Source organism: Flavobacterium sp. KS-LB2 (genome assembly GCF_036895565.1).
In the GTDB taxonomy this organism is placed as follows: domain Bacteria; phylum Bacteroidota; class Bacteroidia; order Flavobacteriales; family Flavobacteriaceae; genus Flavobacterium.
Map to the genome: position 1 here is coordinate 1,579,297 of NZ_CP145904.1, position 15,274 is coordinate 1,594,570.

Genomic DNA, 15,274 nt, shown 5'->3' on the forward strand with positions numbered 1-15,274 from the left:
ATTTTTATCTCCTCAGGTATAAATTAATTATTTATTTTGTTAAGTATAAATACCCGTCTTTTTTATTTGAAATGATTTTTCCATCATTATCAACAGAGGTATAATTCAAGATATAAAAATAAGTCCCTGTAGGTAATCCAGAAGATTGTTGAACAGTTGATCTACCTCCAGAAATTCCATCAAATGCGTTACTTGTATTATTGTATCCTTTGGTTTCAAAGACTAATACCCCCCAACGATTATAAATCTCTACAGTATTATCTGGGTAACAAACAGTATCATCAATGTTATCAATTATAAATTTCTCATTTATTCCGTCACCATTTGGAGAGAATGCATTATGGACTAATACAGTTCCACAAGCTAATACAATACCACCACAATCAGTATTTACCGTCATGACAATTCTTATAGTTTCTAAACAAGCATTATCAATTTTGTATTCAAAAGTATAATTTACATCAGTAAGTCCCGAAGCATTAAAAATGTCCCCTTGTAATGAACCAGAATTATTTACATCAATCCATGTTCCGTTTGTAGGAGTTCCCACTGGTAAAAGTTCTCTTAGATTGGCAGTTGTAATTTCTCCGCTATTACAAACTGAACTGTTTATAGTGACAATACTATTTGGAACAGTTACATTGATGATTTGAATAAACTCAGATGCATTTCCACAAGTGTCTGAAACAGACCATTTTCTAACAATTGAATAGGAGTTATCAGTTTTGTTAATAATTGTTTCTGTATATACTGCTGTTGTAACAGCAGAACAATTGTCAACAAATACAAGTTCTGGTTTTGCTGGAATTGCATTACAACTAGTATTAACTGTAGAACTGAATTCAGTAGTTGTAGTAGGTCCATTAGTATCAATTATATTGATTGTTTGAGTATGAGTTGTAGTATTACCACAAGTATCTTTTGCTATCCAAGTTCGCGTTAGTGTGTAAGTACCAGCACATAAACCTGAAGTAGTTGCTTGATTGTATGTTACAGTAGCGTCCCCACAATTATCAGTAGCGGTTAGTGTAACAGGAGTTGGAATAGCACCACATTGAACAGTTACATTTTCTGGTAAAGCCTCAACAAATACAGGAGCTATTGTATCTTCCACCGTCACAATTTGAGTATGAGTTGCAGTATTACCACAAGCATCTTTTGCTGTCCAAGTTCGCGTTAGTGTGTAAGTACTAGCACATAAACCTAAAGTAGTTGTTTGATCGTAAGTTACAGTAGCATCTCCACAATTATCAGTAGCGGTTAAGGTAGCAGCAGTAGGAACATTAGAACATTGGACAGTTACATTTTCTGGTAAAGCCTCAACAAATACAGGAGCTATTGTATCTTCCACCGTCACAATTTGAGTATGAGTTGCAGTATTACCACAAGCATCTTTTGCTGTCCAAGTTCGCGTTAGTGTGTAAGTACTAGCACATAAACCTAAAGTAGTTGTTTGATCGTAAGTTACAGTAGCATTTCCACAATTATCAGTAGCGGTTAAGGTAGCAGCAGTAGGAACATTAGAACATTGGACAGTTACATTTTCTGGTAAAGCCTCAACAAATACAGGAGCTATTGTATCTTCCACTGTCACAATTTGAGTATGAGTTGCAGTATTTCCACAAACATCTTTTGCTGTCCAAGTTCGCGTTAGTGTGTAAGCACTAGCACATAAACCCGAAGTAGTTGTTTGATTGTAAGTTACAGTAGCATCCCCACAATTATCAGTAGCGGTTAGTGTAACAGGAGTTGGAATAGCACCACATTGAACAGTTACATTTTCTGGTAAAGCCTCAACAAATACAGGAGCTATTGTATCTTCCACTATCACAATTTGAGTATGAGTTGCAGTATTTCCACAAGTATCTTTTGCAGTCCAAGTACGCGTTAGTGTGTAAGTACTAGCACATAAACCTAAAGTAGTTGTTTGATCGTAAGTTACAGTAGCATCCCCACAATTATCAGTAGCGGTCAAGGTAGCAGCAGTAGGAACATTAGAACATTGAACAGTTACATTTTCTGGTAAAGTTTCTGTAAATTTCGGAGCAGTTTCATCCACGGTTCTGATTAAGTTTTGAGTGACATTGATAGTGTTTCCACAAGCATCTGTCACGCTGTATGTTCTGATTGTAGTTTCAGTACAACCCACTAAAGCAGGAGCGCTATCGCCAACAAAAGCAACAATTGGAGTTGAACAAGCATCGGCTTCATCAGTCACTACAGCAATATCAGCAGCAGGGAAAGTACCGTTGCAACCAGTAAGAGTAATGGCAGCAGGGTTAGAAGCTGTCGGAGCAGTTTCATCCACGGTTCTGATTAAGTTTTGAGTGACATTGATAGTGTTTCCACAAGCATCTGTCACGCTGTATGTTCTGATTGTAGTTTCAGTACAACCCACTAAAGCAGGAGCGCTATCACCAACAAAAGCAACAATTGGAGTTGAACAAGCATCGGCTTCATCAGTCACTACAGCAATATCAGCAGCAGGGAAAGTACCGTTGCAACCAGTAAGAGTAATGGCAGCAGGGTTAGAAGCTGTCGGAGCAGTTTCATCCACGGTTCTGATTAAGTTTTGAGTGACATTGATAGTGTTTCCACAAGCATCTGTCACGCTGTATGTTCTGATTGTAGTTTCAGTACAACCTACTAAAGCAGGAGCACTATCACCAACAAAAGCAACAATTGGAGTTGAACAAGCATCGGCTTCATCAGTCACTACAGCAATATCAGCAGCAGGGAAAGTACCGTTGCAACCAGTAAGAGTAATGGCAGCAGGGTTAGAAGCTGTCGGAGCAGTTTCATCCACGGTTCTGATTAAGTTTTGAGTGACATTGATAGTGTTTCCACAAGCATCTGTCACGCTGTATGTTCTGATTGTAGTTTCAGTACAACCCACTAAAGCAGGAGCACTATCACCAACAAAAGCAACAATTGGAGTTGAACAAGCATCGGCTTCATCAGTCACTACAGCAATATCAGCAGCAGGGAAAGTACCATTGCAACCAGTAAGAGTAATGGCAGCAGGGTTAGAAGCTGACGGAGCAGTTTCATCCACGGTTCTGATTAAGTTTTGAGTGACATTGATAGTGTTTCCACAAGCATCTGTCACGCTGTATGTTCTGATTGTAGTTTCAGTGCAACCCACTAAAGCAGGAGCGCTATCGCCAACAAAAGCAACAATTGGAGTTGAACAAGCATCGGCTTCATCAGTCACTACAGCAATATCAGCAGCAGGGAAAGTACCGTTGCAACCAGTAAGAGTAATGGCAGCAGGGTTAGAAGCTGTCGGAGCAGTTTCATCCACGGTTCTGATTAAGTTTTGAGTGACATTGATAGTGTTTCCACAAGCATCTGTCACGCTGTATGTTCTGATTGTAGTTTCAGTACAACCCACTAAAGCAGGAGCGCTATCACCAACAAAAGCAACAATTGGAGTTGAACAAGCATCGGCTTCATCAGTCACTACAGCAATATCAGCAGCAGGGAAAGTACCATTGCAACCAGTAAGAGTAATGGCAGCAGGGTTAGAAGCTGACGGAGCAGTTTCATCCACGGTTCTGATTAAGTTTTGAGTGACATTGATAGTGTTTCCACAAGCATCTGTCACGCTGTATGTTCTGATTGTAGTTTCAGTGCAACCTACTAAAGCAGGAGCACTATCACCAACAAAAGCAACAATTGGAGTTGAACAAGCATCGGCTTCATCAGTCACTACAGCAATATCAGCAGCAGGGAAAGTACCGTTGCAACCAGTAAGAGTAATGGCAGCAGGGTTAGAAGCTGTCGGAGCAGTTTCATCCACGGTTCTGATTAAGTTTTGAGTGACATTGATAGTGTTTCCACAAGCATCTGTCACGCTGTATGTTCTGATTGTAGTTTCAGTACAACCCACTAAAGCAGGAGCACTATCACCAACAAAAGCAACAATTGGAGTTGAACAAGCATCGGCTTCATCAGTCACTACAGCAATATCAGCAGCAGGGAAAGTACCATTGCAACCAGTAAGAGTAATGGCAGCAGGGTTAGAAGCTGTCGGAGCAGTTGTGTCTTCAATTTTTATTGTTTGATTAGCAGTTGCTGTATTACCACATGCATCACTAACCTTCCATGTTCTAGAAATAATTTTATTTCCAGGACATAAAATTGGGGTTAAACAAATGCTTTTGAATTCAATACTACCATTAACACTAGCTTGTTTTCTAGAATAAATTAGCCAAGTTCCATTCATTGAACCTGTAAAGTTTTCAAAGCTGGATACATATGATGTTAATTCAGGTATTGTATTTGTAGAAGTTGTTGCTCCGTTTGGAGTGAAGTTTTGACTAACACCATCTTGAATAAAACTACTATTGTTCCACTTTGCATAACCTGAACTGTTAGGATAAAATACAGGTAAGTATAATTCTTTAGTATTTGAATTTGTATCATCACACGCTCCACCAGTACAATAAGGACCAACTAAAATTATTCCTTGACCGTTAGGAGCAATTAGAGTAAATTCAGCTCTTCCTTTTCCTTGATTTGTTTCGAATGCTAATGCAATTTTTTCAATACTGCTTGCAGATATCCCATCAAAACCTGAAACAGTAAATGGGAAATAATTACCATTTCCAGCATTTATTTCTTGATTATTTGAATTTCCAAAACAATTTGTATCAATAAAGGTTACAATTGGATTTGAATCACAAGTATCATTTACTGTTGTTACTGTGCCTGTTACTGATGGGTCAGTATTTGTTGTACAATTTTCACCACTACTAAGAGTAATGTTTGCTGGCGGTGTAAAAGTAGGAGAAGTGATATCTTGAACATTGATAGTTTGCGATTTTGTCGAACTATTTCCGCAATCGTCAACAGCTGTCCAAGTTCTAGTTATAGAATATGAACCTGCACATTGTCCATTAGTAGTTACATCGTCAAAAGTCAAAGAAACGGATATATCAACATTATCTGTTGCGTTTGCTTCAGCAAACTCAGGTTTTGCAGGACAGTTAATAGTTATTTCATTTGGTAGTTGACTAATTACAGGAGGAGTACCATCTCCATCTGTCACGGTAGCCGAAGCAGTAGTAGTACAATTATTAGCATCAGTTATAGTCACATTGTAAGTTCCTGCAACAACAGCGGCAAGATCTTGCGATGTTGCCCCATTATTCCAAAGGTAAGTATACGGAGCAGTTCCACCAGAAACAGATAAGTCCACCATACCATTTCCACCTTTACAAAGCACAGCAGTTGTAGTTGCCGAAGCCTCTAAAGCATTAGCTGGTTCTGTCACGGTAGCCGAAGCAGTAGTAGTACAATTATTAGCATCCGTTATAGTCACATTGTAAGTTCCTGCAACAACAGCGGCAAGATCTTGCGATGTTGCCCCATTACTCCAAAGGTAAGTATACGGAGCAGTTCCACCAGAAACAGATAAGTCCACCATACCATTTCCACCTTTACAAAGCACAGCAGTTGTAGTTGCCGAAGCCTCTAAAGCATTAGCTGGTTCTGTCACGGTAGCCGAAGCAGTAGTAGTACAATTATTAGCATCAGTTATAGTCACATTGTAAGTTCCTGCAACAACAGCGGCAAGATCTTGCGATAGTGCCCCATTACTCCAAAGGTAAGTATACGGAGCAGTTCCACCAGAAACGGATAAGTCCACCATACCATTTCCACCTTTACAAAGCACAGCAGTTGTAGTTGCCGAAGCCTCTAAAGCATTAGCTGGTTCTGTCACGGTAGCCGAAGCAGTGGTAGTACAATTATTAGCATCAGTTATAGTCACATTGTAAGTTCCTGCAACAACAGCGGCAAGATCTTGCGATAGTGCCCCATTACTCCAAAGGTAAGTATACGGAGCAGTTCCACCAGAAACAGATAAGTCCACCATACCATTTCCACCTTTACAAAGCACAGCAGTTGTAGTTGCCGAAGCCTCTAAAGCATTAGCTGGTTCTGTCACGGTAGCCGAAGCAGTAGTAGTACAATTATTAGCATCAGTTATAGTCACATTGTAAGTTCCTGCAACAACAGCGGCAAGATCTTGCGATGTTGCCCCATTATTCCAAAGGTAAGTATACGGCGCAGTTCCACCAGAAACAGATAAGTCCACCATACCATTTCCACCTTTACAAAGCACAGCAGTTGTAGTTGCCGAAGCCTCTAAAGCATTAGCTGGTTCTGTCACGGTAGCCGAAGCAGTAGTAGTACAATTATTAGCATCAGTTATAGTCACATTGTAAGTTCCTGCAACAACAGCGGCAAGATCTTGCGATGTTGCCCCATTACTCCAAAGGTAAGTATACGGAGCAGTTCCACCAGAAACAGATAAGTCCACCATACCATTTCCACCTTTACAAAGCACAGCAGTTGTAGTTGCCGAAGCCTCTAAAGCATTAGCTGGTTCTGTCACGGTAGCCGAAGCAGTAGTAGTACAATTATTAGCATCAGTTATAGTCACATTGTAAGTTCCTGCAACAACAGCGGCAAGATCTTGCGATAGTGCCCCATTACTCCAAAGGTAAGTATACGGAGCAGTTCCACCAGAAACAGATAAGTCCACCATACCATTTCCACCTTTACAAAGCACAGCAGTTGTAGTTGCCGAAGCCTCTAAAGCATTAGCTGGTTCTGTCACGGTAGCCGAAGCAGTGGTAGTACAATTATTAGCATCAGTTATAGTCACATTGTAAGTTCCTGCAACAACAGCGGCAAGATCTTGCGATAGTGCCCCATTACTCCAAAGGTAAGTATACGGAGCAGTTCCACCAGAAACAGATAAGTCCACCATACCATTTCCACCTTTACAAAGCACAGCAGTTGTAGTTGCCGAAGCCTCTAAAGCATTAGCTGGTTCTGTCACGGTAGCCGAAGCAGTAGTAGTACAATTATTAGCATCAGTTATAGTCACATTGTAAGTTCCTGCAACAACAGCGGCAAGATCTTGCGATAGTGCCCCATTACTCCAAAGGTAAGTATACGGAGCAGTTCCACCAGAAACGGATAAGTCCACCATTCCATTTCCACCTTTACAAAGCACAGCAGTTGTAGTTGCCGAAGCCTCTAAAGCATTAGCTGGTTCTGTCACGGTAGCCGAAGCAGTAGTAGTACAATTATTAGCATCAGTTATTGTCACATTGTAAGTTCCTGCAACAACAGCGGCAAGATCTTGCGATAGTGCCCCATTACTCCAAAGGTAAGTATACGGAGCAGTTCCACCAGAAACAGATAAGTCCACCATACCATTTCCACCTTTACAAAGCACAGCAGTTGTAGTTGCCGAAGCCTCTAAAGCATTAGCTGGTTCTGTCACGGTAGCCGAAGCAGTAGTAGTACAATTATTAGCATCAGTTATAGTCACATTGTAAGTTCCTGCAACAACAGCGGCAAGATCTTGCGATAGTGCCCCATTACTCCAAAGGTAAGTATACGGAGCAGTTCCACCAGAAACAGATAAGTCCACCATACCATTTCCACCTTTACAAAGCACAGCAGTTGTAGTTGCCGAAGCCTCTAAAGCATTAGCTGGTTCTGTCACGGTAGCCGAAGCAGTAGTAGTACAATTATTAGCATCAGTTATAGTCACATTGTAAGTTCCTGCAACAACAGCGGCAAGATCTTGCGATGTTGCCCCATTATTCCAAAGGTAAGTATACGGAGCAGTTCCACCAGAAACAGATAAGTCCACCATACCATTTCCACCTTTACAAAGCACAGCAGTTGTAGTTGCCGAAGCCTCTAAAGCATTAGCTGGTTCTGTCACGGTAGCCGAAGCAGTAGTAGTACAATTATTAGCATCCGTTATAGTCACATTGTAAGTTCCTGCAACAACAGCGGCAAGATCTTGCGATGTTGCCCCATTACTCCAAAGGTAAGTATACGGAGCAGTTCCACCAGAAACAGATAAGTCCACCATACCATTTCCACCTTTACAAAGCACAGCAGTTGTAGTTGCCGAAGCCTCTAAAGCATTAGCTGGTTCTGTCACGGTAGCCGAAGCAGTAGTAGTACAATTATTAGCATCAGTTATAGTCACATTGTAAGTTCCTGCAACAACAGCGGCAAGATCTTGCGATAGTGCCCCATTACTCCAAAGGTAAGTATACGGAGCAGTTCCACCAGAAACAGATAAGTCCACCATACCATTTCCACCTTTACAAAGCACAGCAGTTGTAGTTGCCGAAGCCTCTAAAGCATTAGCTGGTTCTGTCACGGTAGCCGAAGCAGTAGTAGTACAATTATTAGCATCAGTTATAGTCACATTGTAAGTTCCTGCAACAACAGCGGCAAGATCTTGCGATAGTGCCCCATTACTCCAAAGGTAAGTATACGGAGCAGTTCCACCAGAAACAGATAAGTCCACCATACCATTTCCACCTTTACAAAGCACAGCAGTTGTAGTTGCCGAAGCCTCTAAAGCATTAGCTGGTTCTGTCACGGTAGCCGAAGCAGTAGTAGTACAATTATTAGCATCAGTTATAGTCACATTGTAAGTTCCTGCAACAACAGCGGCAAGATCTTGCGATAGTGCCCCATTACTCCAAAGGTAAGTATACGGAGCAGTTCCACCAGAAACAGATAAGTCCACCATACCATTTCCACCTTTACAAAGCACAGCAGTTGTAGTTGCCGAAGCCTCTAAAGCATTAGCTGGTTCTGTCACGGTAGCCGAAGCAGTGGTAGTACAATTATTAGCATCAGTTATAGTCACATTGTAAGTTCCTGCAACAACAGCGGCAAGATCTTGCGATAGTGCCCCATTACTCCAAAGGTAAGTATACGGAGCAGTTCCACCAGAAACAGATAAGTCCACCATACCATTTCCACCTTTACAAAGCACAGCAGTTGTAGTTGCCGAAGCCTCTAAAGCATTAGCTGGTTCTGTCACGGTAGCCGAAGCAGTAGTAGTACAATTATTAGCATCAGTTATAGTCACATTGTAAGTTCCTGCAACAACAGCGGCAAGATCTTGCGATAGTGCCCCATTACTCCAAAGGTAAGTATACGGAGCAGTTCCACCAGAAACGGATAAGTCCACCATTCCATTTCCACCTTTACAAAGCACAGCAGTTGTAGTTGCCGAAGCCTCTAAAGCATTAGCTGGTTCTGTCACGGTAGCCGAAGCAGTAGTAGTACAATTATTAGCATCAGTTATTGTCACATTGTAAGTTCCTGCAACAACAGCGGCAAGATCTTGCGATAGTGCCCCATTACTCCAAAGGTAAGTATACGGAGCAGTTCCACCAGAAACAGATAAGTCCACCATACCATTTCCACCTTTACAAAGCACAGCAGTTGTAGTTGCCGAAGCCTCTAAAGCATTAGCTGGTTCTGTCACGGTAGCCGAAGCAGTAGTAGTACAATTATTAGCATCAGTTATAGTCACATTGTAAGTTCCTGCAACAACAGCGGCAAGATCTTGCGATGTTGCCCCATTATTCCAAAGGTAAGTATACGGAGCAGTTCCACCAGAAACAGATAAGTCCACCATACCATTTCCACCTTTACAAAGCACAGCAGTTGTAGTTGCCGAAGCCTCTAAAGCATTAGCTGGTTCTGTCACGGTAGCCGAAGCAGTAGTAGTACAATTATTAGCATCAGTTATAGTCACATTGTAAGTTCCTGCAACAACAGCGGCAAGATCTTGCGATAGTGCCCCATTACTCCAAAGGTAAGTATACGGAGCAGTTCCACCAGAAACAGATAAGTCCACCATACCATTTCCACCTTTACAAAGCACAGCAGTTGTAGTTGCCGAAGCCTCTAAAGCATTAGCTGGTTCTGTCACGGTAGCCGAAGCAGTAGTAGTACAATTATTAGCATCAGTTATAGTCACATTGTAAGTTCCTGCAACAACAGCGGCAAGATCTTGCGATAGTGCCCCATTACTCCAAAGGTAAGTATACGGAGCAGTTCCACCAGAAACGGATAAGTCCACCATACCATTTCCACCTTTACAAAGCACAGCAGTTGTAGTTGCCGAAGCCTCTAAAGCATTAGCTGGTTCTGTCACGGTAGCCGAAGCAGTAGTAGTACAATTATTAGCATCCGTTATAGTCACATTGTAAGTTCCTGCAACAACAGCGGCAAGATCTTGCGATAGTGCCCCATTACTCCAAAGGTAAGTATACGGAGCAGTTCCACCAGAAACGGATAAGTCCACCATACCATTTCCACCTTTACAAAGCACAGCAGTTGTAGTTGCCGAAGCCTCTAAAGCATTAGCTGGTTCTGTCACGGTAGCCGAAGCAGTGGTAGTACAATTATTAGCATCAGTTATTGTCACATTGTAAGTTCCTGCAACAACAGCGGCAAGATCTTGCGATAGTGCCCCATTACTCCAAAGGTAAGTATACGGAGCAGTTCCACCAGAAACGGATAAGTCCACCATTCCATTTCCACCTTTACAAAGCACAGCAGTTGTAGTTGCCGAAGCCTCTAAAGCATTAGCTGGTTCTGTCACGGTAGCCGAAGCAGTGGTAGTACAATTATTAGCATCAGTTATTGTCACATTGTAAGTTCCTGCAACAACAGCGGCAAGATCTTGCGATAGTGCCCCATTACTCCAAAGGTAAGTATACGGAGCAGTTCCACCAGAAACGGATAAGTCCACCATTCCATTTCCACCTTTACAAAGCACAGCAGTTGTAGTTGCCGAAGCCTCTAAAGCATTAGCTGGTTCTGTCACGGTAGCCGAAGCAGTGGTAGTACAATTATTAGCATCAGTTATAGTCACATTGTAAGTTCCTGCAACAACAGCGGCAAGATCTTGCGATAGTGCCCCATTACTCCAAAGGTAAGTATACGGAGCAGTTCCACCAGAAACAGATAAGTCCACCATACCATTTCCACCTTTACAAAGCACAGCAGTTGTAGTTGCCGAAGCCTCTAAAGCATTAGCTGGTTCTGTCACGGTAGCCGAAGCAGTAGTAGTACAATTATTAGCATCAGTTATAGTCACATTGTAAGTTCCTGCAACAACAGCGGCAAGATCTTGCGATAGTGCCCCATTACTCCAAAGGTAAGTATACGGAGCAGTTCCACCAGAAACAGATAAGTCCACCATACCATTTCCACCTTTACAAAGCACAGCAGTTGTAGTTGCCGAAGCCGATAATACAGCTGACTGTGTTATAGTTGCAGTCGAAGTTGTAATACAGCCCTTGGCATCCGTAACTGTAATTGTATATGTTCCGGATGCAAGACCAGTAGCTGTTGCTGAAGTCTGAATGGGAGAACTATTCCATAGATAGGTGTAAGGTAATGTTCCTCCTGATGGCATAGTAGTTAAAGATCCGTTATTTTCTCCGTTACAAGATACATTAGTTTGTTGAGAAATAGAAGTAGTAAGTTTGTTAGGAAGATTTATCGTTTTAGATATTGTGTTAGTAGCTGGTGTTGGTGTTCTTGAATCAGTAACGGTTAATGTGGCAGTAACATTTACTCCAGAGGTAGTGTAATTATGAAGTGGGCTTATTGCTGTAGAGGTTGTTCCGTCTCCAAAATTCCATAAATATGTGAATGGAGCTTTACCACCATTTGTTGTATTAGAAAATTGTACAGCTACACCAGTATTAGTTGCACAAGAGATAGAATAATCATATTGAACAGCTAAAGGAGCTGTAAAAATTGTAGTTGTGCCGAATTCACATTGCGAGTTCGTATAGGTTTGACAATTATAAGTACTATTTGCGTTAAGTTGAGAATCTCCGTTACCCGGTTTCCAAACCACCAATACATTAGTAAATGATAAGGTTTGACCGCAAACCCAGTTTACTGGAACGGTTGTTAATTTAATTTTCCCACCAGATGTTCCTTTTGTTGAGGCTAAAGTTCCAACATAAGTATTAATTTGTATGGGTGTACCACCACCTATTGTTAATGTTGCAAATACTCTTGTATTTGGAATATCATTATTTTGATTTTGAGTGTAATTTAGCCATATAGTTACACTATATGTGTCTTGACCAGCTATGCAAGTAGGATAAATATCCTCTAAAGGTGTCCCATCGTTGATAGTAGCACTTAGATAAACATTTTTGGCAGTTACATTGCCTGAGGGACATGAATAGTTACATGATCTTAAATCTGGATGTTGAGCATCAAATTGTGAATATGTATTACCAACAAAAACAAATAAAGTCAGTAAAAGAAGGGTAATTTTTGTTTTCATACAATCAAATTTTAATGTATCGTTTGTAATATAATCTTATTCTATATTATTAATAAATTAAGGGCTTTATATAAAAGAGGATCATTTTTTAATCATTCTGAATTAATTTAAATGATTCTTTTTCGTATTCAAATCCTTGATTTTCATGCTAAACTAATTAGAATGATTTAATTCTAATTTTTTTTTCTATCAACTACCTAAATACTCGTTGAAACGACATTTCTTGTTAATAAAATATTAAAAAAAAGCACTTGTTTGCTATGTTTGTTAATGTTTTTTTTTATCTTTTTAACATTTATAAATTTTTATTACAATTCTTGTTAAGAAATAAAAAACAAGATAAAACTTAATTATTTGCGAATAGTATGCCTTTTCGTCATAAGAATAATTTTCATTATTTGAACTTGAATAAGCAATTTCATTTAAAATTTATTTTGTAATTTGTATTCTCAAAAAAATAGAAATAATGCCATTGACAAATAAATAGTTTTAGTATGAAAAATCTAATTTTAGTTCGGCATGCAAAATCAAGTTGGGAAGTCCCAATGCATGATAAAGATCGTGGATTGACATGTCAAGGCATGAAAGATGCTCACCTTGTTTCCACTAATGCAAAAGATTTTATTCCCAAAACATATATTATTTGGGCAAGTTCTGCGAAAAGAGCAACAAACACAGCGTTAATTTTTGCTCAAAATTTAGCCTATCCTATAGAAAGTATCGTTTACAAAGACGACCTTTATACCTTTGATGAAAAGAAACTAGAAGAAATTATTAAATCTTGTAGTAATCTTTTCGAAAATGTTATTGTTTTTGGACATAATGGTGCAATTACAAATTTTGTTAATAAATTTGGAGACATTTATATTGATAATATTCCTACAAGTGGTTTTGTATCCGTAAAATTTGATACTGATGATTGGAAAAAAATTAAAAAAGGTAAAATTGAAAAAATAATATTTCCCAAAGATTTAAGATGAATAAAGTATTAGAATACAAATATATAGATAGAGAAAAAAGTTGGTTAGCTTTCAACGCCAGAGTACTTCAAGAGGCTGGTGATAATTCAGTTCCATTACTAGATAGATTACGATTTTTAGGTATTTTTTCGAATAATTTAGATGAGTTTTTTAGAGTTCGTTTTGCAGCCATCAGACGTTTAAGTCTAACAGGAATAACTGGAGAAAAGTATCTAGGAGGTATTTCTGCCCAACAATTAGTAAAAGATATAACTGAAATTGTAATTGAACAACAATCAGAAAGTTTACGAATTTTAAATATTATTGAAGCTGAATTAGAGACTGAGAATATATTTATTATCACTGAAAATGATATTACTATTGAACAGGAAATTTTTTTGAAAGACTTTTTTATTCAAAAGCTGAGTCCTGAATTAGTAACAATAATTTTGAATGATTTAGCAGAATTTCCCGTATTGAAAGACACTTCAGGATATTTAGCCATTAAATTAGTTATGAATAAAAATTCGGAAGTGCGTTACGCTGTAATCGAAATTCCTAAAACAATCAACCGTTTTGTTGTTTTACCATCAAATAATGAAAAGCATTATATCATACTTTTAGATGATGTGATTAGACATAATTTGAGTAGTATTTTCAATATTTTTGATTACCAAAGTGTCTCTGCGCATATGATAAAAATTACAAGAGATGCTCAGTTGGACATTGATAGTGATTTAAGTAAAAGTATGATTGAAAAAATTTCATTGAGTGTTAAAGATCGCAGAATTGGTGAGCCAGTTCGTTTTATTTATGACCAATTGATAGAAGAGGATACATTGCAATTTTTTCTTGATAAAATGAAAATCGTATCTACAGATAGTATTATTCCCGGCGGTAGATACCATAACAGACGCGATTACATGAATTTTCCTAATCTGGGCCGATTTGATTTGTTATACAAAACAAATGACCCACTACCAATTCCAGGTTTAAGTCTTGAGGGAAGTATGTTGGAAAAAATAAGTGAAAGAGATTATTTATTGAATGCACCATATCAATCATTCTCCTATCTGACTAAGTTTTTGCGTGAAGCAGCATTAGATCCAAAAGTAACTTCGATTAAAATTACTTTATATCGTTTAGCTAAAAATTCTCAAATTATTAGTTCACTAATAAATGCTGCCAAAAACGGTAAAAAAGTAACCGTTCAAATTGAATTACAAGCCCGTTTTGATGAAGCTTCAAATATCTCGTATGCAGAGCAAATGCAAACTGAGGGCATCGAATTAATATTTGGAATAAAAGGACTAAAAGTACACAGCAAAATATGTGTTATTGAAAGAAATGAAAATAATAAAGTAAAACGATACGGATTTATTTCAACAGGGAATTTCAATGAATCGACGGCAAAAGTGTACACTGATGTAACTCTTTTTACGAGTCATCAGCAAATTCTGAAGGATATCATGAGAATATTTGAATTTTTTGACATCAATTATCGAGTTCATCGTTACAAGCATCTTATTGTGTCACCACATTACACCAGAAGTCGTTTTATAAAATTAATTGATCGAGAGATTACACATGCATTAGCGGGTAGAAAAACGCATATAAAGTTAAAAATGAATAGCTTGTCTGATTTTGAAATGATAGATAAATTATATGAAGCAAGTAGAGCAGGAGTAAAAATTCAACTAGAAGTAAGAGGTATTTGCTCCTTGATACCTGGGATTCCAGGAATGAGCGATAATATTGAAGCTATAAGTATAGTAGATAATTATTTAGAGCATTCTAGGATTTATATTTTTGGAAATGCAGGACAAACAGAAGTTTACATCTCCTCAGCTGATTTTATGACTAGAAATCTTGATGGACGTGTTGAAGTTACTTGTCCTATTTACGATCAGGACATAAAAAATGAATTAATTGATAACTTTGATATCGGTTGGAAAGGAAATGTAAAAGCCCGTTATCATTCCTATAAATTAGATAATAAATATAGAGTTCGAAATCATAATCCAATTTTTAGGGCACAATTAGAAACCTATAAATACTATCAAAGTAAAGTTGAGTTAGAATTAAAATCGGAGAAAATAGGGTAATTATTTGTTCCAATTTAGAATAGTATTTTCAATAATTTTTTGATTTT

At 38.7% G+C, this 15,274-nt stretch carries 3 protein-coding genes; 2 read left to right on the forward strand and 1 reads right to left on the reverse strand.

Going from position 1 to position 15,274, the window contains the following annotated elements; genetic code table 11:
* Window positions 1-31: 31 nt before the first annotated feature.
* Window positions 32-12,163 carry a T9SS type B sorting domain-containing protein gene (locus V5J73_RS06695; protein ID WP_338648448.1) on the reverse strand — a complete coding sequence of 4,044 codons (12,132 nt, stop codon included), beginning with the start codon at window positions 12,161-12,163 and terminating at the stop codon, window positions 32-34.
* A 494-nt stretch (window positions 12,164-12,657) separates the two neighbouring features.
* Here V5J73_RS06695 and V5J73_RS06700 point away from each other — a divergent pair, with 494 nt between their 5' ends.
* Window positions 12,658-13,143, forward strand: a complete 486-nt coding sequence (locus tag V5J73_RS06700; RefSeq protein ID WP_338648449.1) for a SixA phosphatase family protein — start codon at window positions 12,658-12,660, stop codon at window positions 13,141-13,143.
* Window positions 13,140-15,227, forward strand: coding sequence for a polyphosphate kinase 1 (gene ppk1 / locus V5J73_RS06705; protein ID WP_338648451.1), 2,088 nt, complete (start codon window positions 13,140-13,142; stop codon window positions 15,225-15,227). The genes V5J73_RS06700 and ppk1 overlap by 4 nt, the downstream gene beginning before the upstream one ends.
* Window positions 15,228-15,274: the final 47 nt, after the last annotated feature.